Here is a 22,419-nt window from a genome sequence, read left to right as displayed (position 1 = left end):
CCCCGGAGGTAGCCGAGGTAGTGGTAGGCCGTGGAGGTAGGGGCTGTGTTGCAGGTAGGAAGAGTGCTGAGGTTCGACGAGGTTCGCGGGTACGGGTTCATCGTCCCGAGCGAGGGCGACGAGGACGTGTTCATGCACGCCAACGATCTGCTGGACGAGAAGTACCAGTACAAGGCGGGCAGTGAGGTCGAGTACCTTCTGGAGATGGGGGACAAGGGCCCCAAGGCTTCACAGATCAGGCTGGTGAACGCGCCGGCGTCACAGCGCGGCACGTCGGGCACGGGACCGGCGGATCCGCACGGCGACTACTCGGACGTGCTCTCCCCGGTCGAGCTGCGGAACGAGCTGACGGAGGCGCTGCTCCAGGCCGACGGAAGCCTGACGGGCGATCAGATCAAGCGGGTACGCACGTCGGTGATCGAGCTGGCGCGCTCCCACGGCTGGATCGAATCCTGAGCGGTGGTGGTGGGCGCGCCGTCGCCCACCACCCGGCCTGACCACCGCGTCTTCGAGGAGGGCTCGGACTCCGGCGCCGGACGCGGGGGCGTTCCGGGAGCGGGCGGTGGCTCCGTCTTCGCACGCCGCGGCGCGAGGAAGAAGAACATCGTCGGGATCAGATACAGCGCCCACACCGTCACCTGGACAACGGTCGGATCGGGCTGGAAGTTGAAGACGCCCTTCAGCAGCGTGCCGTACCAACTGTCCGGCGGGACCGTACTGGTGATGTCGAACGCCTTGTCCTGGAGCCCACCGATGAAGCGCGCCTCCTGAAGGTCGTGGAAGCCGTACGCGAGGACGCCCGCCGCCACGACCACCAGCATCGAGCCCGTCCAGGTGAAGAACCTCGCCAGATTGATCCTCAGCGCGCCCCGGTAGAAGAGCCAGCCCAGCACGATCGCGGTGGCGATCCCGAGCAGCACGCCAATCAGCGGCCCCGACCTGCCCTCGCCGCCCGCCCGTACCGACGCCCAGACGAACAGCGCCGTCTCCAGGCCCTCCCGCCCCACGGCCAGCAGCGCGGTCGCCACCAGAGCCCCCGTACCCATCTGGAGCGCGGCGTCGAGCTTGCCCTGCAGGTCGCTCTTGAGATGCCGCGCCGTACGCCGCATCCAGAACACCATCCAGGTCACCAGCCCCACCGAGACGATCGACAGCGACCCGCCGAGCAGCTCCTGCGCCTCGAACGTCAGCTCCTGGGAGCCGAATTCGAGTGCGGCCCCGAAGGAGAGCGAGACGGCGCAGGCGATGCCGATGCCGATCCAGACGGGCCGCAGCGCGTCGCGGCGGTCGGTCTTGACCAGATACGCCACGAGGATGCAGACGACCAGGCTGGCCTCCAGCCCTTCGCGCAGACCGATCAGATAGTTGCCGAACATGCCGGCCGTCCTTCCGCCGAGATCACTGTGCGGTTGAGGGGAGCGCGGGTCACGAGAACAGCCCCCGTCCCCACCAGTCGTCCTTGTCCCGGACGCCCGGCGGTACGGCGAAGACCGCCGAACCCACGTGCTGGATGTACTCGTTGAGCGCGTCGGAGCGCGACAGACTCCGCTGTACGGGGATGAACGCCTCCCGTACGTCGTGCTGGTACGCCAGGAAGAACAGGCCCGCGTCCAGCCGGCCGAGTCCGTCCGTACCGTCGGTGTAGGAGTAGCCGCGCCGCAGCATCCGCGCCCCGCCGTTGGAGTCGGGGTGCGCGAGCCGTACGTGCGAGGCCGGCAGCATCGACTTGAGGAAGGGCTCGTCGTGCTCCCTGGCCTTGCCGACCGGCGCCCCCTCGCCCTTGTCCCGCCCGAAGACGTCCTCCTGCTCCTGGAGGGAGGTGCGGTCCCAGGACTCGATCCGCATCGCGATCCGGCGGGCCACCAGATACGAGCCGCCGGCCATCCAGTCGGGTCCCGCGTCGGCCGACACCCACACATGCCGGTCGAGCGCGGCGGTGTCGGTGCCCGCGACATTGCGGGTGCCGTCCTTGAAGCCGAAGAGATTGCGCGGGGTCTGCGCGTCGGGCGTGGTGGACGACGTCTTGCCGAAGCCGAGCTGCGACCAGCGGATCGCGATCCGGCCGAAGCCGATCCGGGCGAGGTTACGGATGGCGTGCACCGCGACCTGCGGATCGTCGGCGCATGCCTGCACGCACAGATCACCGCCACTGCGCGCCGGGTCGAGGTTGTCGCCGGGGAACTTCGGCAGATCCACCAGCGCCCCGGGCCTTCGCTTCGCCAGGCCGAAACGGTCCTGGCGGGCCTTGGCGTCCCCGGTGAAGAGCGACGGACCGAAGCCGATGGTCAGCGTCAGCCGGGACGGTTTCAGACCGGCGGCCTCGCCCGTGTCGTCCGGCGGGGCCTCCGGCACTCCGCCGAACGCGCCCTCGCCGACCGCGCGTCCCTCGGTCATCAACGAGGCCGCCGCCGTCCAGTCCTTGAGGAGCTGGATCAGCTCCGCCCGGTTCTCGGTGGTCACGTCGAATGCCGCGAAGTGCAGCCGGTCGGGGACGGCGGTGGCGATCCCGGCCTGGTGCGCGCCGTGGAAGGGGACGGCCGCGCCCGCCGACCCGGCCGGCTCCGGACTGTCCGTAGCCCGCAGGGCGAGGGTCGTACCGCCGGCCACCGCGGCGCCGAGCGCGAGCCCCGCGCCGCCCCAGCCGATCACCGAACGTCGGGACGGCGCGCGGGCCGTGCCGTTCGCACCGCCCGCGTCGGCCGGTCCGCCCTGTTCTGTCTCGTCGGTCATGCCCGCGCCACTACTTCACGACCGCGGCGGCGAGCTTCGACAGGGGCTCGGCCAGCGCGTTCACCGCGTCGGACAGCTCCTTGCGCTCCGGCTCGCCGACCGTGTCGTACGACGTGAACACGTAACTCATCCTGTCCTCACGGTACTTGTCGAGCAGCGTGTTCAACGCCGCGAACTGGGTGTCCAGTTCACCTGTCAGCTCCGCGTCGTTCTTGGACGCCACCGGCTTCAGCAGCGCGTACGACTTCTCGGCGCCCTCGACGTTGGCCTTGAAGTCGACCAGGTCGGTGTGGCTGTACCGCTCCTCCTCACCGGTGACCTTGCCGCTGGCGACCTCGTCGAGCAGTTCCTTGGCGCCGTTCGCCATGGACGTCGGGGTTATCTCCGCCGTACCGACCTTCTTCTGCCAGACGGTCAGATCCGTGATCAGCAGATCGGCGAGTTCCTTGTCGCGCGGGGTGATCTTCTTGTCCTGCCACAGCGCCTTCTCCAGGCGGTGCCAGCCGGTCCAGTCCTTCTCCAGGTCCTGGCCCTCTTCGAGACCGTCCTCGCGCAGGTCGACCTTCGGGTCGATGTCACCGAAGGACTCTGCCACCGGCTCGGTGCGCTCCCAGCCGATACGGGAGTCGGCGTACGCCTTCTTGGCGGCCTCGATGTCACCGGCCTTCACCGCCTCCGCGAATACCTTCGCCTTCGGCAGCGTCTCCTCCGCCTGCTCCAGCGTGTACTGGCGGTACGCGGCGACCGCCGCGTCCAGCTGGGGATCGCGCTTCGCGGCCTTGCCGCCGCCGGTGGCCTTGACCTGCTGACGGATGCCCTTGCCCTTCATACCGGGCTTGCAGGCGATCTCGTAGTCGCCGGCCTTGATCTCCGCGGTGATGTTCGCCTTGGTGCCCGCACCGATGTTCTCGCGCTCGGTGACGATCCGGTCGTCGGGGAAAAGGACGTAGACCTCGGTGACCTTCGAGCCCTTGTTCTCCACGGCCAGTTGCAGGTGACCGGCGGGGAACTCCTTCTTCGACACCTCGCAGGAGGTGTCGGTCGCCGTGACCCTGACGGCCCCGTTCCCTTCGGCATCGCTCTTCTCGGCGCACGCCGTGACGGTGGTGAGGGCGGCGACCGCCGCGACGGCGGTGACCAGGGAGAGGCGGACGGGACGCATGCGGGCTCCAGCGGCTGATAACGGTGTTTCGGCGCGGCCCCGAGGGTGAGGCGAGCCTAAGTTAGCTCAGCCTTACTCATCTGAAACCGCAGCAAAATCTCAGATACCGGAGTCAATGGGTCGTTCGCCTTTGCTCATCCTTTTCAATGGCCTTACTTCCGTCCGCTCCACGCCCCACCAGCGAGAGGCCGAACCTCCCATGCAGCTGAGCATCCGCAACCAGCTTCCCGGCACCGTCACCGGTGTCACTCCCGGGGAGGTCATGGCCACGGTCAGGGTCCATCTGTCGGGCGGGCAGGACGTCACCGCCGCCATCACCCTTGATGCCGTCGAGGACCTCGGCATCGCGGTGGGCACCGAGGTGCGCGTGCTGGCCAAGGCCACCGAGGTCGCCCTGGCCACCGGGCCGGTCGAGGGCCTGAGTATCCGCAACCGGCTGACCGGCAAGCTCACCGAGATCGTTCTCGGCACCAGTCTGGCGAACGTCAAGCTGACGGTGGGGGAGACCGAGCTGACCGCCGTGATCACGAGGGAGGCGGTGGAGGAGCTGGGGCTCACCCCCGGAACCGCCGTCACCGCGCTGATCAAGTCGACGGAGATCTCCCTCGGGAGCGTCTGAGCGGTCGGAAGGGGGGTCGGTCCCCGAGGGATGTGGATCCCTGGGGGGTGTTTGGTCTCCGAAGGGTGTCGGTCCTGGGTTTCGCTGCTTCTGCGATGAGTTTCGGCCGGTGCCACAGTCAGAAGAGGACAAGGAAGCCGTAGAGGCGGCGGACGGCGAAGACGCAGGGAGACAGCGATGCCGAAGATCACCCCCAATCTCTGGTTCGACGGACAGGCGAAGGACGCCGCCGAGTTCTACATCGGGATTTTCCCGAACTCGAGGATCACGGCCATCACCCACTACGGCGAGGCCGGTCCCGGGCCGGCCGGCACCGTACTCACCGTCGACTTCGAGCTCGACGGCCACCGCTACACGGGCATCAACGGCGGCCCGCAGTTCACCTTCGACGAGGCCATCTCGTTCCTGATCGAGTGCGCCGACCAGGAAGAGATCGACCACTACTGGTACAAGCTCTCCGCGGATGGCGGCGAGGAAGGCCCCTGTGGCTGGCTGAAGGACAAGTTCGGCCTCTCCTGGCAGGTCGCGCCCACCGCGATGAACGAGATGCTGAACGACCCTGACCAAGAACGTGCCCAGCGCGCGATGAAGGCCATGCTTGGCATGTCGAAGATCGACCTCGCCGCCCTGCGGGCCGCTGCCGACGGGACGTCCTGAGGCGGCTGATACTCAAGCGATCGCTTGCTGTCGGCGCCCGGTGGCTACTGCCGGCCCTGCCCAGTACCCCGCTTCGGTGCGGTACTTCGCCGTGCCGGTGGCTACTGCCGGCCCTGCGCCGTCCCGGTCAGCCAGGTGTACGCCGCCCGGGCCGTGAACTCGTCCTGGCCGCGGGCGAAGAGCAACTCCGCCTCGCGGAAGGCCGGATCACCGGCCGTGCCCCGCACATAAGGGACGGCGACACACCGCATGCCGGCCGCGTGTGCGGCCGCCACGCCCGGGGCCGCGTCCTCCAGCACCACGCAGTCGGCCGGGTCCGCGCCCAGGCGCCGCGCCGCCTCAAGGAAGACGTCGGGCTCCGGTTTGCCGTGCGGGACCTCCTCGGCGGAGACGAAGAGGGTGAAGTACGGGCTCAGCCCCGTACCGTCGAGCACGGCCTCGATGGCGGCACGCGACGAGCCGGAGGCGACCGCCATGGGCACGCCTTGCGTATGCAACTGCTCCACGAACTTCCGCATCTCGGGAAAGACCTCGGTCGACGCCCCCGCCAGCTCCAGATAGAGGCGGTCCTTGATGGCCAGCAACTCGTCCACCGGTGTGTCGAGCCCGTACTCCGCGCGCAGCGCCTCAAGCGTCTCGCGGGTGCTGATGCCGATGTACCGGGTGTGGTGCTCCCAGGTGAAGTCGGGTACACCGTGCTGTGCGAGCAGTCGCCGGCCGGCCTCGTAGTAGTTCGGCTCGCTGTCCACGAGGGTGCCGTCGAGGTCGAAGACGACGGAGACGGGAGAGGGGGTGCGCGCGGTGCTCATGGCCCCAGCATGCCAAGAGGGCACGTCGGGCGCCCTGCCGGCCGCCTTCGTGCCCACCCGCCGCGCGGTGGCCCCGCCGTACGCCGCCGACCCCTCGCGCGGGACAATCCAACCGGTCCGACACGGCTCACGCATCACCCCCGAACACCACGGAGGCCACCATGCTGATCGTCGCCGGCAAGGGTTACGTCGAACCCGAGCAGCGTGAGGCGTTCCTCGCGGGCTTCGAGGAGGCGCAGCGGCGGGCGCGGGCCGAGCCCGGCTGTCTCGACTACGTGGTGGCCGCCGACCCGGTCGAGCCCGGCCGCGTCAACGTGTACGAGCGGTGGGAGTCGCGCGAGCACCTGGCGGCCCATCTGGCCCGGACGGCGCGGGAGTCGCAGCCGTCCCCGGTCGTGCTCAGCATGGAGATCACGCAGTACGAGATCGACGCCTCGGTCCCGCTCTCAGGCTGACGCGCGTGCCAGCAGCCCCGAGAGCACGACCTCCAGCATCTCCCGCAAGGACACCTCGAAGTCGATCCGCATGGCAGCCAGCGACGGATCTGCCTCGTAGGCCGCTAGCATCGCCGCCGACGGCTGGGCGTGGGTCCAGATCGCGCCCGTCGTCATGACGCAGTAGGCGGCGAACCGCGGCGCGTCGTTCCCGCTCAACTCCGGCACATGGGCGTGGACCAGAGCCGCGATCTTGCCGACGTTCGCCACCGCGGTGCGTTTGAACTCCGCCGCGACGTCGGGCGAGACATTGCGCTCCAGGACCGCCGCCTGCGAGCTGGTGAGGTCGCACAGGACCGGACGGTCCGCCAGCGAGGCGGCGAGCACGGCCACCACCTGGTCGCCCCGCTCGCGCGGCGGGGCGTGGGCGTCGACGCCCGAGGCGAGCGCCCCCTCCAGATAGTCGGTCCACTCCCGGCACGCGACGTCGAGCAGGTCGAGGAGTACGGCCTCCCGGGACTCGAAGTAGCGCAGGACGTTGGACTTCGCCAGCCCGACCCGCCGGCTCAGCTCGTTGAGGCTCACCTGGGCCACCGGCATCTCGGTGAGCATCGATGCCGCCGTGTCGAGGATCGCCCGGCGGCGCTGGGCGCGCTGCTGCTGACCGCCGGGTCCCCGCGCGTGGCCACGATGGGCAGCGGCGCGGCCGGCTACGGCAGGATCGACTTCGCCGACCTCCAGTGGACGAGCCGGAACTACAGCGCGAGCCGCTCCTACGCGCAGTCCAAGCTCGCCGACATGATCATGACCAGAGAACTCGCCCGTATCGCCGACGAGCGCGGCTGGCCCCTGCTGAGCACCGGCGCGCACCCCGGCTACACCCGCACCAACCTCCAGACGGCGGGCGCGAGCCTCGGCAACGGCAGGCGGTCCCTCGGTACGACCCTGCTCACCAAGCTCGACTTCCTGCCCTCGCAGGGCGCGGAACAGGGCGCCGAACCACTGCTGTACGCCGCGACCAGTCCCGACGCCGTCGCGGGCGGCTACTACGGCCCCGGCGGACGATTCGGCCTCGTCGGTCCCACCACCACCGCGCGTATGCCCCGCAAGGCTTTCGACACCGCCGTCAACGCCCGTCTGTGGGCGGAGGCCGAACGCCTCACCGGCGTCGCGCTCCCCGTGCACGCCGTCTGAGAGCCGATATGCCTCCGGCTCGTCCGAAAGGGTGAACCGGCCGCCGGAATGGGTAGTTCAGGCGGCAGCACCCGACGCGGGCAGCTGGTCTAGACCCCCTGCTACCGTCGGCCGGACACACGAGCGGCGCACGCGCACCGCTCTTGGACGCACAGAGCGATCGAGCGACAAGGGGACAGACAGTGGGCGACAGGAGCGACGGCAGGGGCGAAGGGCGGGCCTACATCGGGTCGTTCACCTCGGCGGGCGGCCGCGGCATCATCGCCGTCGCGGTGGACGCGGACACCGGCTCGCTGACGGAGATCGGCGCGACCGACGAACTGGCCGACCCCTCCTATCTGACCCTCGCGGCCGACGGATCGGTGCTCTACGCCGTCTCCGAGGGAGAGGAAGGCGCGGCGGCGGCCTTCGACGTCTCCCCGCGCGCGTCGGGCGGCACATCGGCGCCGCGCCTGATAGGTGAGCCGGTGCCGGTCTGCGGATCGGGCCCCACCCATCTCACCCTCGCCGCAGGGCATCTGGTGACCGCCAACTACGGCTCCGGCAGCGTCACCACGCTGCCCGTCCGCGCCGACGGCACCCTCGGCGCGGCGGCCGGAATCCTCCAGCACGAGGGCACCGGACCACGCTCCGACCGGCAGGAAGGGCCGCACGCCCACCAGGTGCTGCCGGACCCGGGCGGCCAGTGGCTGCTCGCCGTCGACCTGGGCACCGACTCCGTACGGATCAGCTCGGTCGACCCCGACAACGGCGACATCACCCCGCACGGCGAGAGCGTGCTGCGCCCCGGCACCGGACCGCGCCATCTCGCCTTCCACCCGGCGGGCACCCACGCGTACGTACTCAACGAACTGGAAGCGACCCTCACGGTCTGCCGCTGGGACACCGAGAAAGGCACACTGGAGCCGGTCGGAGAGGCGCCCGTCCTCCCCGACGGTGTCGAGGTGGCGAGCTACGCCTCCGAGATCGTCGTCTCGCACGACGGCAGGCACCTCTGGGCCGCCGTACGCGGGCACGACAGCATCGCCGTCCTGACGCTCGACGAGACGCGCGAGAAGGCCGTTCTGGTCACGACGGTGGACTGCGGCGGACGCTGGCCGCGCGATCTCTCGCTGGACCCGGCGGGCCGCAGGCTCTACGCGTCGAACGAGCATTCCGGCGATGTGACCTGGTTCGACATCGACCCGGTGACCGGTGTGCCGTCGCGTGCGGGCTCGTTCGAGGCGCCCGCGGCCTCCTGTGTGATCTTCGGCTGACACCGCCGCCGGGCGGCGCCGCGCCCCATCGCCGGACGGGCTGAGAGATCAGGCCGTCCGGCGACCGGGGACGAACCGGCACCACCGGGTGGAACCGCGGTTCAGGACCCCGGAGTTCAGGACGCCGGTGAGTTCTGCGTCTGCGCCGAGATGCCCAGCGCGCTGGTGTACTGCGAGAGCACCAGCTTGCCGACCGCCGGATACGCGCCGAGCGACTCGGAAGCGGCGCAGTCGGCCTCCTTGAGCGCGACGTCGAGCAGCCCCTCGGGCAGCTCGGGTCCGATCAGGTACGGAGCGAGCGCCAGCTGCGTCGAGCCGGACTCGCGCAGCTGCTCGGCGATGGCGGAGACCGCGCCGTCGTCGTCGAGCGCCGCCGCCATGACCGGCACGGCGAGGCGCGCGGCCAGCAGCATCCCGGTGATCCCGGCCGCCTGGACGGCCTCCTCGCCGCCCACCGTCGCGAGGATGATGCCGTCGGCGGCCGTGGCCACCGTGAAGAGCCTCGCGCGGTCGGCACGGGCGAGCCCGGCCTCCGACAGGCGCACGTGGAGTGCCTCGGCGAGCAGCGGGTGCGGACCGAGGACCTCGGTCATCTCCGCCACGGCCTTGCTGTCCACCACGGCCTGACGTATGCGCCTGACCAGGGAGTTGTCGGGACCCGCGAGCAGCGGCACGACAACGGCCGAGATGCCCTCGGGCTCGGCGACGTCACGGCCGGCGGCCTTCGCCAGCTCGTAGCGCTCGACACGCTGCTCGCCGGTCTGCGCCAGGACCGTGCTCAGCGCGGCGTACTCGTCGTCGTCGCCGTCCAGATAGCCGATCCGGGCGTCCAGGCCCGGAAGCTCGGAACGGGCGATGCTGACGACCTCCTCGCCGAGGTTCCGCACCTCGGCACTGGGGATGCCGGGCATGGCCAGCACAAGCGTGGGCGCGCCCTCGGGCGCCGCCACGGGTTCGGGTCGACGGTGCCGCCCCGACTGTCGAGGTCGAGGCATTCGTACAGGCAGGCCGGGTGCCGGCCCAGTGGGGGAGCTCATGGCGCCGAATGCTACTGGTTTTGTGGGGTCGGCTGTTCGGGGAGGGTCCGGTCGTGCGTCATCTGTCCGTATTTCTTCGCTATGATGCTTAACCCTTATTCGTCCCGCTCTGTCGGGACGGACAACATCCGTCCGTCGCACGGCAGTCGAAACGAACCCGTCGCGAGAGCCGCCGCGATCCGCAGAGCCCCCGCCAGCGGATCTCCCTGGGCCGACACCGACCTCGCGTGCGGCAGCCGCCGCGCCAACTCCGCCCGCAGCGGTACGAGCAGTGGGTCGCCCATCTTGAACAGCCCGCCCGTCAGGGCCACTTCGGATCCCTCCGCCCCCGGACACGCCGCGACGGCCGCGTCCGCGATGTGCCGCGCGGCCTCGGTGAGAATCCCCGCCGCGACCGGGTCGTCCGCCGCGCAGCGGGCCACCTCGGGGGCGAAGGAGGCGAGCACGGCGGGCCGGTCGGTACGCGGATAGAGGAGCCCCGGCAGCTCCGGCGCCGGGCCGAACACGGCTTCCGTCCGGGACAGCAGCGCGGCCGAACCGCCGCGCCGCCCGTCGTACGCGCGCATCGCCGCCTCCAGCCCCGCCCGGCCGATCCAAGCTCCGCCGCCGCAGTCGCCGAGCAGATGTCCCCAGCCGTCCGCGCGACGCCAGCCCGTCAGATCGGTGCCGAGCGCGATCATGCCCGTACCGGCGGCGACGACGGCACCCGGACGCTGGCCGAGCGCCCCCGCGTACGCGGTGACCGCGTCAGCGGCGAGCGCCAACCGGCTTACTCCCAGGGCGCTTTCCAGCGCCCCGGGCAAGCCGGCGCGCAGCCCGTCGCCGAGCGTCGCCATGCCCGCCGCGCCGACCGCGACGGCCACGGGTGCCTCCGCGCCCTCACGCGCGAGCAAGGTCCGCACGGCGGGCAGCAACTGCTCCAGCAAATGGTCCGGATCGATCCCGGAAGAGCCGGTGCGGACAGGCTCGGCGGACACGGCGGTGCCGACCGTCCGGACCTCCGCGACACCGTCCGCCAGGATGCCCGCGGCCTCGTCCACCGCCCCGAGAGCGATCCGCAGCCCGGACCCGCCCGAGTCGACGCCGAGCACCCAGCTCACGGCAGCGGCCAGTCGACCGGCTGCGCGCCCTGCTGGACGAGGAGTTCGTTCGCGCGGCTGAACGGACGCGAACCGAAGAAGCCCCGGTCCGCCGACATGGGGGAGGGGTGCGACGACTCGATCGCGGGGAACCGGCCCAGAAGCGGACGCAGATTGCGGGCGTCACGGCCCCACAGGATGGACACCAGCGGCTTGTCCCGGGCCACCAGCGCCCGGATGGCCTGCTCGGTGACCTCTTCCCAGCCCTTGCCCCGGTGCGCAGCCGGCTTACGGGGAGCTGTGGTGAGCGCCCTGTTGAGCAACAGCACACCCTGCCGGGCCCACGGCGTGAGATCCCCGTTGGACGGCCGGGGCGCCCCGATGTCCGCGTGCATCTCCCGGAAGATGTTGTCCAGACTGCCCGGCACCGGCCGCACCTCGGGGGCGACCGAGAAGCTCAGCCCGACCGCGTGTCCCGGTGTGGGGTAAGGATCCTGACCGACGATCAGGACCCGCACCTCGTCGAACGGCTGCTGGAAAGCGCGCAGCACATTCGGCCCGGCAGGCAGATAGGTGCGTCCCGCGGCGATCTCCGCACGGAGGAAGTCGCCCATCGCGGTGATGCGTTGGGCCACAGGGGCGAGGGCGTCGGCCCATCCGGACTCGACGATTTCTTTGAGTTCACGTGCCACGGGGCGTCACTCTAATGCGCCGTCGGTCTTCGTGATCAACGAATCAGCCAAGGACCGCCGCCCGGACACAGAGGACATCGGGAAGGTGCGAGGCGAGCTGCTGCCAGCTGTCGCCGTCGTCCGCGCTCGCGTACACCTCGCCGTTGCGGTTGCCGAAGTAAACACCGGCCGGGTCCGCGTCGTCCGTGCACAGCGCGTCGCGCAGCACCGTCCCGAAGTGGTCGCCGTCGGGCAGACCCGTGACCAGGGCCTCCCAGGTCTCGCCCGCATTGCTCGTACGGTAGATCCGGCAGCGCCGGCCGGCGGGGACCCGGTCGGAGTCGGCCTGGATCGGGAAGACGTACGCCACGTCGCCCCGGTGCGGATGGGCCGCGACGGCGAAGCCGAAGTCGGACGGCAGACCGGAGCCGACGTCCTTCCAGTTGGCGCCCGCGTCGTCGCTGCGGAACACGCCCCAGTGGTTCTGGAGGTAGAGCCGGTCCGGATCGACCGCGTCCCGCGCGATCTTGTGGACGCACTGGCCGAACTCCGGGTCGGGATCGGGCAGGAAGACCGCCGACACGCCCTTGTTGGAGGGCGCCCAGCTCGCGCCGCCGTCACGCGAGCGGAACACCCCCGCCGTCGACACCGCGACCGTCACCGCGTCCGCGTCCCTGGGGTCGGTCACCACCGTGTGCACGGCCTCGCCGCCACCGCCCGGCACCCACTCCGAACGCGTCGGGTGCTCCCACAGCGGCCGGACCAGCTCGAAGGTCTCCCCCCGGTCGTCGGACCGGAACAGCGCGGCCGGCTCGGAGCCCGCGTACACGACGTCCGGCGCGGCGGGGCCCGCCGGATGGAGCTGCCAGACCCGCTCCAGCGACGCACCGGTGTCCTTGGGGAACTTCACCGCCGGCACGCTGGGTTCGGTCCAGCTCGCACCGAGATCGTCGGAGTGGAACACGGACGGGCCCCAGTGCGCGCTGTCGCCGCCGACCAGCAGGCGCGGCACGGGATGACGGGTGTCGATCCCGATCGAGTAGACCGCCTGCGCGTTGAAGTGCGGTCCGTCGAGCTCCCACCGCCCGCCGCGCCTGCGGCCGATGAAGAGTCCTTTGCGTGTGCCCACGGTGAGCAGTACGTCGGTAGTCATGGCGGGTACCTCCGAAGACGCCGTTGTCCCAGACTCCGGTCAGTCTGCACCCACCCACTGACAACGGGCCTCCGGACGCGGCCGCCCTGCCGGCGGCGGCCGCGTGCGAAGGCCGGGGTCGGGGGGACCACCGCCCGGCGGCCTTCTGCTTACCCGGCGCCCTGACGGACCTTCCCGAGGCGTGCGATCTCCTCGTCCGAGAGCCGGATCGCACCGGCCGCCACGTTCTCCACGAGATGCTCCGGATCGCCGGTACCGGGGATGGCCAGGACGTGCGCGCCCTGCGCCAGCGTCCAGGCCAGCCGTATCTGCGCGGGCGAGGCGCCGTGCGCGCGCGCGACCTGGAGCACCGCCCCGTCCTCCGTCGCGCCGGCGCCCGCCTCGCGCCGGGCGCCCGCGATCGCGAAGAACGGTACGAAGGCGATCCCCAGGTCACCGCACTCCCGCAGGAGTTCCCGCTGCGCGCCCGGCGCGTCCACGCTGTAGGGGTTCTGCACGCAGACGACGGGCGCGATCGTCCGGGCCTCGGCCAGCTGCCCGGCGGTGACGTTCGAGACGCCGAGATGACGGACGAGCCCGGCGTCCCGCAGCTCCGCGAGTGCGCCGAAGTGCTCGGCGACGGAGCGGGACGCCCAGCTCCGCGGCAGACGCAGATTCACCACGTCCAGATGGTCACGGCCGAGCTGGCGCAGGTTCTCCTCGACCTGACCGCGCAACTGCTCCGGCTCGGCCCACCACCAGTCGCCGGAGGGGTCCCTGCCCGGCCAGACCTTGCTGGTGATGACCAGATCGTCGGGGTACGGCGCGAGCGCGGCGTTGATCAGCTCGTTGGCGGAGCGCGTCGCGGAGAAGTAGAAGGCGGCGGTGTCGATGTGGTTCACCCCGAGCTCGACGGCCCGCCGCAGCACGGCGATCGACCTCTCGCGGTCGCTCCGCCGGCCACCGGGACCGAACGGAATGCCGCCGGTCAGTCGCATGGCGCCGAAGCCGACGCGGTTGACGGTCAGGTCGCCGAGCTGCCAGGTACCTGCGGCCGTCGCGGGGCGCGCACGCGTGTCGGACATGGATCTCCTCTGCGGGAAGGGCGGGTGTGGTCGGACCGTCCGCCCGGCCGGGCACGTGCCGGATCCGGGCATGAAAAAAGCCTCCCCGGCGGATCGGAATCCGCACAGACAGGAGGCTGAGACGACAACTCACCCTAGCAGTCCGGTCCCGCCCGACGGGCGGGACCCCGGCCATCCGCCGATGAGCCCCGCCTACCTGCCCGACTGTCCCCGCTTCCCACGTGCCGCCGCCAGCAGGCCCTCCCAGTCCGGGATCTTCACCGACCGCCGCCCCAGCTCCGCACCCAGCGCCGCCTCCGCGTCCTCGATCGCCAGCCAGCCCGGCCATTCGACCGGCCGGAGCCCGGCCGCACGGAACGCGTCGAGCGGATCCCCGGTGATCTCGCGGACGGCCAGTCCCGGCCCGTCCGCGAGGAGCGAGGCGACTGTCTCCTTGGCGCAGGCGCGATTGGTGCCGATCACCCCGGTCGGACCGCGCTTGATCCAGCCCGCCACGTACTCCCCGGGCGATGCCACCCCGTGCCGCAGCACCCGCCCCGCCAGATGCGGCACCGTGCCCGTCGTCTCGTCGAAGGGCAGCCCGGCGAGCGGCACACCCCGGTAGCCGACCGCCCTCAGTACGAGCCCTGCCTCGATGTCCTCGTACGCCCCGGTGCCCCGCACCCCGCCCTGCCCGTCGGGAGCGGTGCGCTCGAACCGTACGGCCGTCACACGTCCGCCGGCACCGAGCAGCTCCACGGGGCGCAGGAAGAACCGCAGGTGGATGCGGCGGGCCCGGCCCTGATCGGGAGCGCCGGCCCAGCCGCGTACGACCTCGACGTTGCGCCGGTTGACGGCGGCCAGAGGCCGCGCGGGCGGCCCGGTCCCGGTGGGGGCCGCCGGGGCCGGGGCGTACGCCGGATCGAGCGCCAGGTCGGCGGGCTCCACGCGTACCTCGGCCGAGGGGAGCGCGCCCAGTTCACGCAGTTCCTTCGTGGTGAACTTCGCCTGCGACGGTCCGCGTCTGCCCACCATGTGCACGTCCCTGACCGCGCTCCCGGCCAGCGCGCCGAGCGCCGGGTGCGGCACGTCGGTCGGCCGGAAGTCCTCCGCGCCACGGGCCAGGACCCGCGCCACGTCGACGGCGACATTGCCCACGCCGATCACCACGACCGAGCGCGTACCGAGCCCGAAGCCCGCGGGCACGGCGTCGGGGTGCGCGCTGTACCAGGAGACGAAGTCGGTCGCCGAGTGGCTGCCCGCCAGCTCCTCACCGGGGATGCCGAGCCGGCGGTCCCGGGCGGCGCCGACGCAGTAGACGACCGCGTGGTAGAGCCCGAGGAGCCGTTCGGGCGTGAGGCCGTGCGCGCCGATCTCGACGTTCCCCAGGAAGCGGACGCGTTCGTGCTCCAGCACCGAACGCAGCGTGTTCTGGAGCGACTTGATCTTCTCGTGGTCGGGCGCGACGCCGTAGCGCACCAGCCCGTACGGGGCGGGGAGCCGGTCCAGGACATCCACCAGGATGCCGGGGACCGACGACTGCTGGACGAGGGCCTGGGCGGTGTAGACCCCGCTGGGGCCCGATCCGACGACGGCGATGCGCGGCACGGCGCACTCCTTCCGGCAGGAGACTTCCAGCATCGCACCGGCATGGTGGGCTGGGGAGTACGCGGAGCCGTCGCGTCGCGGGTGTCCGCGCCCGGTGGGAGGTACGCCAGTGCGCTGACCGAGTGCGATGCGCGCCGACGGCGGGTGTGCCACAGCGAGAGGGCAGAATTGCCTGATTAAGTGGTGAATGTGTCAGAACTTGAGATGACTTCCGCCGCTGAGCCCGCGACACCTCTCTGGCCCCGGTGGGAGGTGCAGGGGTATGGCACCGTCACCTGCGACACCCCACCGGGCGGCCGGTGCGAACTTCCGAGACACGAACTGGTACCGCCCTGGGTCGACATCCGCCTGACGTTCCCCGACGGGGCCCGCGTCGACGTACTCGCCGTCCTGCGGGACGGGGTCATCGCGGTCGAGGACGCGCAGGCCGATCCGCCGCTGCCGCTGGACGACCTGACCGAGCTGGGCCACTGGATCGAGGCGCCGCTCGAATACGCCTGCCGGGTGGTGGCGGGACAGCACCATGTGGAGGCCGACCCGGTCGCCGGCGACACGGCGGCGGCCGTCCCGACAGCGGCGGTGAAGGACGTGCCCCCCGCGGCCGACCCGGTGGTCGCCGTGACGCGGGAGGGCGAGGGTTACGAGTACGAGGGCGGCCCCTCGGACACCGGCGCGGAGCCTCCGGAGGACGATCCCCGGCCCGGCGGCCGGCACCGCGCCGACGACTCCGCCTCGTCGGACCGGGCGGACCGGGCGGACCGGCGAGGGGTGGCGGAGACGTACCGCAGGGCGCAGCAGTTGGGCCAGGACCCGGTCCTCGCGGTGATGTGCGCGACGGGGTACGGGCGCCGCAAATCGCTCAGCATCATCGCGAGCGCCCGCGACGACGGCTATCTGACTCCGCGTCACCGCCGCCGCTGACCCGCGACGAGGAGCCGCGGCGGCCGTGCGGAAGGCCGCCGTAGACGCGTTACAGCGAGCGCATCCGGTTGATCTCGGACGTCTGCTGCGCGATCACATCGCTTGCCATCTCTTCGAGTTGGACGTTGTTGCCGCCGGAGAGGGCCTCGGTGGCCATCGTGACCGCGCCCTGGTGGTGCGTGACCATCAGGCTGATGAAGAGGTCGTCGAACGCCTTCCCCTTCGCTGCCCGGAGCTTCGCCAGCTGGGCGTCGGTGGCCATGCCCGGCATGTCCATCCCGCCGTGGTCGTGGCCGCCTTCCTTCTCCGCCTTCTCCTCGCCGCCGTTGAGCTTCAGCCATCCCTCCATCGCGCCGATCTCCGGTTTCTGCGACGCGGAGATGCGCTCGGCGAGCCGCTTGACCTTGCTGGACCCGGCACGGTCCGGGGCGAGTTCGGTCATCACCAGCGCCTGGCCGTGGTGCTGGATCATCATCGTCGCGTAGCCGTAGTCGGACGAGTTGGGCGTGTTGTCCGGGATCTCCTTCGCCGCTTCCTCGGGGGAGAGGGTCCTGGACTTCTCGCCCGGCTTGCCGGGGGCGACCACCTGTCCCGTGGCGCTCTTGGTCTCGCTCTTCTTGCCGTCGTCGCCCGAGTCGCAGGCCCCCAGGGCGAGTAGGGCCGCCATGGCCACCGATGCCACGACAGGCCGGAGGGCGCGTCCGCTCCTGGTCCGGATCAACACGGTGACCTCCTGGGGTACTTGATGTGTATCGGGCACGTTGTCAGGCACTTTCCTAACACGCTCCGGACCATGAAAGATCAAAAACTTTCATTACATCTAGGTTGCCATCTGTTGAGATGTACATGTGAAGGACGATACTGCCGACGTCCGTAAGCCGTTCAACTAGGAACGGATACAAGGGAGGACGCAGTGACTTCGTTGCACACCACCCGCGTGCGGCGTAGACGTCTGGGCGTGGCAGCAGCCGCCGCCGCCGGGCTCTTCGCCACGCTGCTGGCCGCCGGACCGGCGGTCGCGACACCCGACCCCGGTGACAAGCCGGCCAAGGAAGAGACTTCCAAGAGCCAGCAGGCCGAGGCCAGGAAGGCCATCCAGAACGACGAGATACCCGGCGTGGACGAGATCATCCACAGTGACAACATGTCGCACGTCGCCAACGTCCCCAAGGAGCACCTGAAGGGGACCAACTCGGACATCGCGTTCCAGGGGAAGTACGCCTTCTCCGGGAACTACGACGGCTTCCGGATCTTCGACATCAGCAAGCCGTCGAAGCCCAAGACGGTCGCCCAGGTCCTCTGCCCCGGCGGTCAGAACGACATATCCGTCTCGGGAGACCTGCTCTTCCTGTCGACGGACGCCTCGCGCAGTGACAACTCCTGCTCCAGCGTCTCGGCGCCGGCGACGGAGAAGTCCTCCTGGGAGGGCATGAAGATCTTCGACATCAGCGACAAGCGCAACCCCGAGTACGTCGCCGCTGTCGAGACCGCGTGCGGTTCGCACACGCACACGCTCGTGCCCGACCGTAAGAACGTGTACGTGTACGTCTCCTCGTACTCGCCCAGCGCCACGTTCCCGGACTGCCAGCCGCCGCACGACGGCATCAGCATCATCAAGGTGCCCCGCAAGGCGCCCGAGAAGTCGAAGATCGTCGACTTCCCGGTGCTCTTCCCGGACGGCGGCAACCCCGGCGCGCCCACCAACCCGGGCGTCTCGGCCACCACCGGCTGCCACGACATCACGGTGCTGCCCTCCAAGGACGTCGCCGCTGGTGCCTGCATGGGTGACGGCATCCTGTTCGACATCAAGAACCCGGAGGCGCCGAGGATCATCGACCGCGTCCAGGACAACGTCAACTTCGCCTTCTGGCACTCCGCGACCTTCAACCAGGCCGCCAACAAGGTCGTCTTCACCGACGAGCTCGGCGGCGGCGGCGCGGCGACCTGCAACGAGGAGATCGGTCCGAAGCGCGGCGCGGACGGCATCTACGACATCGTCGGTAAGGGCGACAAGCGGAAGCTGGTGTTCAAGAGCTACTTCAAGATCGACCGTCCGCAGGCGGACGCCGAGGTGTGCGTGGCGCACAACGGCTCGCTGATCCCGGTCAAGGGCAAGGACATCATGGTCCAGGCCTGGTACCAGGGCGGCATCTCCGTCTGGGACTTCACCAACTCGTCGAAGCCGAAGGAGATCGGCTACTTCGAGCGTGGCCCGGTCACCCTCGACCAGGTCACGACGGCCGGTCCCTGGTCGGCGTACTACTACAACGGCTACATCTACTCGAACGACATCGCCAAGGGTCTGGACGTCATCAAGCTCGACGACCGCCGGACGGACGAGGCGAAGAAGGTGCGGATGGACGAGCTCAACGTCCAGACGCAGCCGGACTACTTCGAGGACTTCCGCCGCTGACCGGAACGGCCGGCCGCTGACGCGGCCGGCCGGACCGGCAGGGTGATGGTCAGACGCTGCGCCGGGCGGGCTCCCCGCCCGGCGGAGCGTGGTAGGCCGGATCAAGACCGAACCGCTGGAACAACTCATCCCGCAGACTGACCAGGGGCATTCCCGCCCCCGGCAGCAGAATCGCGAACACCGCGCCCATCATCAGCGCGCGCAGCAACGGATAGTCGTGGTCCACGTCGTCCGACCCGTAGCGCACCATCGTCTCGCGCAGCAGCTCGGCGAGCCGCTGCTGCTCGGAGCACTGGACGAAGCCCTCGGCCTGGAGTATGCCCGCCATGTGCGCGCGCATCAGGACCGGATGATGGACCGTGAGACCGAGGACGGCATCGATGGCACGCGCCAGCAGCTCATGCCCGTCGTCGGTACGGGGCTCACGCTCCAGGGCCGCCTGCAGGGTCCGGTGCATCAGCCGGTGCACGGCCGACTGGAACATCTGGCGCTTGCCGGGGAAGTAGTACGAGACCAGTCCGCGTGCCGCTCCGGCCCGGTCGGCGATGTCGGCCAGGGTCGTCCCGTCGAATCCGCGCTCCTCGACAAGGTCAACGGTGGCCTGCAGAAGCCGTTCGCGGGAACGCCGACGAAGTTCTTCATTGACCGATGCGCTTCGCGGGGACATGCTGGACTCCTGCGTTGACTGGCTCTTAGCCAGTATACTCAGCACGTTCCCGCTGCCAGATTCGTCGGGCCTGGTCGGCGTGGGACGAGGCTGTCTGTCTTGGGCGACGCGGGGGATCGTCCAAGACAGACGGCGCGCGCGCCGCTTCTCTGTGCTGACCTGCGAACTCGCAGGTCAGCACAGAGAAGCGGTCGAAGCAGATGTGCGGGTTCGACCGCCTCCGGTCGCCCTTCATCGTATCCGTGCTGACTCGTTGCTGACTTGACTGACGAGCCCACCAGATAACTCAGAGACCCCGGAGACAGTGATCCGGCACTGCCGACCGGACTCAACGTCAGGCAGCAGGGCGCCTCAGCGGTGCCGTGGAGCGAAGGGGCCGCTGATCGACTGCGGCGGTGGGCGGCGCATTCGGAGCCGTCATGGATAGGCCCGTTCACCGGCCTCAGCCGGCACCGGTTTCCGTGCGTTGGTCACTGCGCTGCGGAACTGCCCGTCTGGAAGCGGGAGCACAACCGCTCGCACAGGCAGGTCCGCGCCCGCGTCGAGCATGTCTTTGCGCGAATGGAAGCCTGGAAGAACCTCCGTGACTGCCGGCTGAGGGGTGAAGGCGTCCACCACGCGACGCTCGGCATCGCCCATCCGCACAACCTTGCCCGCAAGGGATGATCGCACTCAACCCAAGCTCCTGCCGGTTCAAGATTCAATGGGCAGAAGCTGGACCAGGCCGACCCAGTTCTCTTCGTCCGCCCAGTTTTGGGTGGCACGGATCTTCCAGCGGCCGGCCGGCAAGGGGACTGATGCGTGGACGGGCATGCCACCGCCGGGATACTCGATGTCCAGATCGGCGCCTGCCTCGGCAGAGTCCATGAGCGTGGCTGGACCGTCCGTCACCCATGTTCCGCACTCCTCCCACTGGGTGGCTGCATCTGAGAGGACAGCCCTGGCTGCGGTCTTCAGCCCGGCTTCGGAGTCGGCGGCGAGCCACCGCAGGAAGGCTCGTGCTCGGGTAGAAAACAGCTGGTAGCGGGCTCGCCCGCCAGCACCAGTGCCTGATCGCCGTTGTCTCCGACGGCGATCACACCGGCGAGATCATCCACCGCGCAGGCTCGGTCGTAGTCGTCCGGAGTGGTGGCGTCTCCCGCCAGGACCCCGGTCACGGACAAACTGACAGTTCAGTCTCCGAGCCGCCGCACGGAGCTGTGCGGAAGGTGGGATATGTGCCCGGACGGCGACCGATGAGGAGGCCCCGAAGATCTCCATCCGGAGCCGTTGGTACGGCTGGTGATCGTTCATCACGGTGCCGCGATTCCCGCTGCTCAGCAGCGGGCTCTGACCTCGATCTGGCCGGCTCGCACGCGGGTCTCGTAGGCCGGCTGCGGCGCCGAGGCTGGGCCACGGAAGACATTGCCGGTCGCCAGGGAGAAGCTGCTGCCGTGCCACGGGCACACGACGCAGCCGTCCTCGATGCGGCCCTCTTGCAACGGTCCGCCCATGTGACTGCAGGTGCTGGAGAGGGCCAGAACCTGCCCTTGCGTCCTGGTCAGAAGCACATGGGTGTCGCCGGCGGGCACCTTACGGAGTGCGCCTTCGGAGAGGTGCGCGTCGGAGAGCACGGGTGTCCAGTCCTGCGGCCGATTCTCGGTCGCCGTGTGGTTGACGTTGTACGCGTTGGTGAAGGCGATGTGTCCGCCGAGGTACACACCGGCGAGCATGACGCCGAATCCCGTACAGCCGAGCAGAGTGGCACGGGAGCGCCTTCCCTGCAGGCGGGCGACAAGTGAGGCCGTGTAGAACCCGAGCGCGGTACTGTTGGCGGCCGCGTGCACGACCCCGACACGCCGGGGTGCGGCCTCTTCCTGGCTGTCCGACCAGTCGTTCAGGCCGGATGCTGCCGCGGGGAGGGCGGCGGCGACGCCGACCGCGTTGAGCAGTCCCGCCGCCGGGGCGGACCGCTCGCCGCCGATCGTGTCCAGCAGGGTGGCCATCGACCAGGCTCCGATCGGGATCTGGCTCAGGGCCGGATGGGCCGGGTGGCCAAGCAGCGTGCCGCTGAGCACGTTGCGAACCTGGCGCGGCCGCACCAGCCGTTGGACGGCCGCGGCCGCCGGGCGGGCGATTCGGTCCAGAGTCCCGAGGCGCTCGATGCGGTTGACGAAAGGCGTGATGTAAGCCATGTCCTTTTCTTTTCTTCAGGAGATCAGCCCAAGGCCACAACGCACAACGCGCCGCCGGCCGTCACACGTGACAATCCCTCACAGCATGGGCGCCCGGCGCCCGGCGCGCATGTCCGGGCATCGCTGCTGGGGCGGTGACCCAGGCGTCGATATCGGCGTTATGACGAGGTGCCGGTCGGATGTCGGACATCGTTACCCCATACGCAGTTGGGGTTGCATCGGTACGGTGATTGGTGCGACTGGGCCCGCGGGCGTCGTGAGCCCCGAATTGGTCTGGACAAGAGCGAATCCCAGGTCACTGAGTTTTTCACCACGAGCGGCAGGTTCCACCGAATCCCCGGGACAGCCGGCACCGTCATCGCCGCCCGGCGATCACATGGATGCGCTGCTACTGCTCGCGCTATCTCGCCGCGTGGATCATCGCCCGCCTTGAGGGCAACGACGCCGCCGAGAGCGCACTGCACTATGTCGCGGTCGGTGAGAAGGGGGAACGCGTTGAGCGCGCCTGGCGCGGCCAGTCGCGGTTGATCGACGTCGAAGAGTTCGACTCTCGGCAGAGTCTCGGTCACCGCCCCATCGTGGGAGGACGTGCCGGATGCCGAGGGTCGCCGACTTACGAGCAGCCCGTCAGGCTGCGCATCAGGGGCGTACGCGGCCCGGCTCATGACGCCCGGCGCGGGCTCTTCACCCACCCGAAGGGTCGTTTCCAGCACGGATCAGCGGCCGAAGGGCACTCGCCCCGTCCGGCCCCGATCTGCCGGCGAGCCGGATCCCAGCAGTGTGACCAGCACG

At 70.1% G+C, this 22,419-nt stretch carries 22 protein-coding genes and 2 pseudogenes; 9 read left to right on the top strand and 15 right to left on the bottom strand.

Annotated features, from left to right (window positions below; genetic code table 11):
* The first annotated feature begins 45 nt into the window (after positions 1-45).
* A complete protein-coding gene (locus IEY79_RS22365) occupies positions 46-456 on the top strand; it encodes a cold shock domain-containing protein (protein WP_189109345.1) in 411 nt (136 codons plus the stop codon).
* On the opposite strand, the gene efeU is transcribed toward IEY79_RS22365, so the two are convergent.
* From efeU to efeO, 3 genes are read right to left on the bottom strand one after another with little or no spacing between them, the layout of a single operon-like run.
* Positions 390-1,376 (bottom strand): iron uptake transporter permease EfeU, encoded by a 987-nt coding sequence (gene efeU / locus IEY79_RS22360; protein ID WP_229701031.1) that lies wholly within the window; start codon positions 1,374-1,376, stop codon positions 390-392. The two genes, IEY79_RS22365 and efeU, sit on opposite strands and share 67 nt — an antisense overlap.
* 49 nt (positions 1,377-1,425) lie before the next feature.
* Positions 1,426-2,730: an iron uptake transporter deferrochelatase/peroxidase subunit gene (gene efeB, locus IEY79_RS22355; RefSeq protein ID WP_189109344.1), complete on the bottom strand. Its 1,305-nt coding sequence runs from the start codon at positions 2,728-2,730 to the stop codon at positions 1,426-1,428.
* 10 nt (positions 2,731-2,740) lie between these two features.
* On the bottom strand, positions 2,741-3,892 hold the full coding sequence (gene efeO, locus IEY79_RS22350) for an iron uptake system protein EfeO (protein WP_189109343.1): 1,152 nt from the start codon (positions 3,890-3,892) through the stop codon (positions 2,741-2,743).
* A 199-nt stretch (positions 3,893-4,091) separates the two neighbouring features.
* Here efeO and IEY79_RS22345 point away from each other — a divergent pair, with 199 nt between their 5' ends.
* Positions 4,092-4,511 carry a TOBE domain-containing protein gene (locus tag IEY79_RS22345; RefSeq protein WP_189109342.1) on the top strand — a complete coding sequence of 140 codons (420 nt, stop codon included), beginning with the start codon at positions 4,092-4,094 and terminating at the stop codon, positions 4,509-4,511.
* Between the two features lie 177 nt (positions 4,512-4,688).
* Positions 4,689-5,168 (top strand): VOC family protein, encoded by a 480-nt coding sequence (locus tag IEY79_RS22340; protein ID WP_189109341.1) that lies wholly within the window; start codon positions 4,689-4,691, stop codon positions 5,166-5,168.
* A 101-nt stretch (positions 5,169-5,269) separates the two neighbouring features.
* Here the strand turns inward: IEY79_RS22340 and IEY79_RS22335 are convergent, their stop codons facing one another.
* Positions 5,270-5,977, bottom strand: a complete 708-nt coding sequence (locus tag IEY79_RS22335; protein WP_189109340.1) for an HAD family hydrolase — start codon at positions 5,975-5,977, stop codon at positions 5,270-5,272.
* A 161-nt stretch (positions 5,978-6,138) separates the two neighbouring features.
* On the opposite strand from IEY79_RS22335, the gene IEY79_RS22330 reads away from it, so the two are divergent.
* Positions 6,139-6,432 carry a putative quinol monooxygenase gene (locus IEY79_RS22330; protein ID WP_189109339.1) on the top strand — a complete coding sequence of 98 codons (294 nt, stop codon included), beginning with the start codon at positions 6,139-6,141 and terminating at the stop codon, positions 6,430-6,432.
* Here the strand turns inward: IEY79_RS22330 and IEY79_RS22325 are convergent.
* Positions 6,424-7,044, bottom strand: a complete 621-nt coding sequence (locus IEY79_RS22325; RefSeq protein ID WP_268240598.1) for a TetR/AcrR family transcriptional regulator — start codon at positions 7,042-7,044, stop codon at positions 6,424-6,426. The genes IEY79_RS22330 and IEY79_RS22325 overlap by 9 nt on opposite strands.
* A gap of 48 nt (positions 7,045-7,092) precedes the next feature.
* Here IEY79_RS22325 and IEY79_RS22320 point away from each other — a divergent pair, with 48 nt between their 5' ends.
* Positions 7,093-7,605, top strand: coding sequence for a Rossmann-fold NAD(P)-binding domain-containing protein (locus IEY79_RS22320; protein WP_189109337.1), 513 nt, complete (start codon positions 7,093-7,095; stop codon positions 7,603-7,605).
* 182 nt (positions 7,606-7,787) lie between these two features.
* Entirely contained in the window at positions 7,788-8,861 is a 1,074-nt protein-coding gene (locus IEY79_RS22315) for a lactonase family protein (protein ID WP_189109336.1), read from the top strand.
* Positions 8,862-8,977: 116 nt separating this feature from the next.
* On the opposite strand, the gene IEY79_RS22310 is transcribed toward IEY79_RS22315, so the two are convergent.
* The 6 genes from IEY79_RS22310 to IEY79_RS22285 all read right to left on the bottom strand — a co-directional run bounded on the left by IEY79_RS22310 (position 8,978) and on the right by IEY79_RS22285 (position 15,452).
* Positions 8,978-9,898: a sirohydrochlorin chelatase gene (locus IEY79_RS22310; protein ID WP_189109335.1), complete on the bottom strand. Its 921-nt coding sequence runs from the start codon at positions 9,896-9,898 to the stop codon at positions 8,978-8,980.
* 95 nt (positions 9,899-9,993) lie between these two features.
* The gene (locus tag IEY79_RS22305) at positions 9,994-10,998 is read right to left on the bottom strand and encodes an N-acetylglucosamine kinase (RefSeq protein ID WP_229701030.1); all 1,005 of its coding nucleotides are present in this window, start codon (positions 10,996-10,998) and stop codon (positions 9,994-9,996) included.
* Entirely contained in the window at positions 10,995-11,669 is a 675-nt protein-coding gene (locus tag IEY79_RS22300; RefSeq protein ID WP_189109334.1) for a uracil-DNA glycosylase, read from the bottom strand. The genes IEY79_RS22305 and IEY79_RS22300 overlap by 4 nt, the downstream gene beginning before the upstream one ends.
* Positions 11,670-11,712: 43 nt before the next feature.
* The gene (locus IEY79_RS22295; RefSeq protein WP_189109333.1) at positions 11,713-12,801 is read right to left on the bottom strand and encodes a WD40/YVTN/BNR-like repeat-containing protein; all 1,089 of its coding nucleotides are present in this window, start codon (positions 12,799-12,801) and stop codon (positions 11,713-11,715) included.
* A 149-nt stretch (positions 12,802-12,950) separates the two neighbouring features.
* The gene (locus IEY79_RS22290; protein ID WP_189109332.1) at positions 12,951-13,865 is read right to left on the bottom strand and encodes an aldo/keto reductase; all 915 of its coding nucleotides are present in this window, start codon (positions 13,863-13,865) and stop codon (positions 12,951-12,953) included.
* A gap of 192 nt (positions 13,866-14,057) precedes the next feature.
* Positions 14,058-15,452 carry an FAD-dependent oxidoreductase gene (locus IEY79_RS22285; RefSeq protein WP_189109331.1) on the bottom strand — a complete coding sequence of 465 codons (1,395 nt, stop codon included), beginning with the start codon at positions 15,450-15,452 and terminating at the stop codon, positions 14,058-14,060.
* A gap of 204 nt (positions 15,453-15,656) precedes the next feature.
* Between IEY79_RS22285 and IEY79_RS22280 the strand changes: the two genes are divergently transcribed.
* Positions 15,657-16,373 (top strand): DUF6214 family protein, encoded by a 717-nt coding sequence (locus IEY79_RS22280; RefSeq protein WP_189109330.1) that lies wholly within the window; start codon positions 15,657-15,659, stop codon positions 16,371-16,373.
* A 49-nt stretch (positions 16,374-16,422) separates the two neighbouring features.
* Here the strand turns inward: IEY79_RS22280 and IEY79_RS22275 are convergent, their stop codons facing one another.
* Positions 16,423-17,097, bottom strand: a complete 675-nt coding sequence (locus IEY79_RS22275) for a DUF305 domain-containing protein (protein ID WP_373292595.1) — start codon at positions 17,095-17,097, stop codon at positions 16,423-16,425.
* 189 nt (positions 17,098-17,286) lie between these two features.
* Here IEY79_RS22275 and IEY79_RS22270 point away from each other — a divergent pair, with 189 nt between their 5' ends.
* Positions 17,287-18,786, top strand: a complete 1,500-nt coding sequence (locus IEY79_RS22270; RefSeq protein ID WP_189109329.1) for an LVIVD repeat-containing protein — start codon at positions 17,287-17,289, stop codon at positions 18,784-18,786.
* 49 nt (positions 18,787-18,835) lie between these two features.
* Here the strand turns inward: IEY79_RS22270 and IEY79_RS22265 are convergent, their stop codons facing one another.
* Positions 18,836-19,453 carry a TetR/AcrR family transcriptional regulator gene (locus tag IEY79_RS22265; RefSeq protein ID WP_189109328.1) on the bottom strand — a complete coding sequence of 206 codons (618 nt, stop codon included), beginning with the start codon at positions 19,451-19,453 and terminating at the stop codon, positions 18,836-18,838.
* Between the two features lie 483 nt (positions 19,454-19,936).
* Here IEY79_RS22265 and IEY79_RS22260 point away from each other — a divergent pair.
* Positions 19,937-20,119: pseudogene (locus IEY79_RS22260) on the top strand (IS5/IS1182 family transposase); the annotation flags it as partial.
* 27 nt (positions 20,120-20,146) lie between these two features.
* On the opposite strand, the pseudogene IEY79_RS22255 reads toward IEY79_RS22260, so the two are convergent.
* Together IEY79_RS22255 and IEY79_RS22250 are read right to left on the bottom strand one after the other, a co-directional pair.
* Positions 20,147-20,532 (bottom strand): annotated as a pseudogene (locus tag IEY79_RS22255) (Imm21 family immunity protein).
* A 237-nt stretch (positions 20,533-20,769) separates the two neighbouring features.
* Positions 20,770-21,627, bottom strand: a complete 858-nt coding sequence (locus IEY79_RS22250) for a Rieske (2Fe-2S) protein (protein WP_189109327.1) — start codon at positions 21,625-21,627, stop codon at positions 20,770-20,772.
* Positions 21,628-22,419: the final 792 nt, after the last annotated feature.

The organism is Streptomyces camponoticapitis (genome assembly GCF_014646115.1).
Taxonomy (GTDB): domain Bacteria; phylum Actinomycetota; class Actinomycetes; order Streptomycetales; family Streptomycetaceae; genus Streptomyces; species Streptomyces camponoticapitis.
This window is presented reverse-complemented; position numbering and strand designations above follow the sequence as displayed.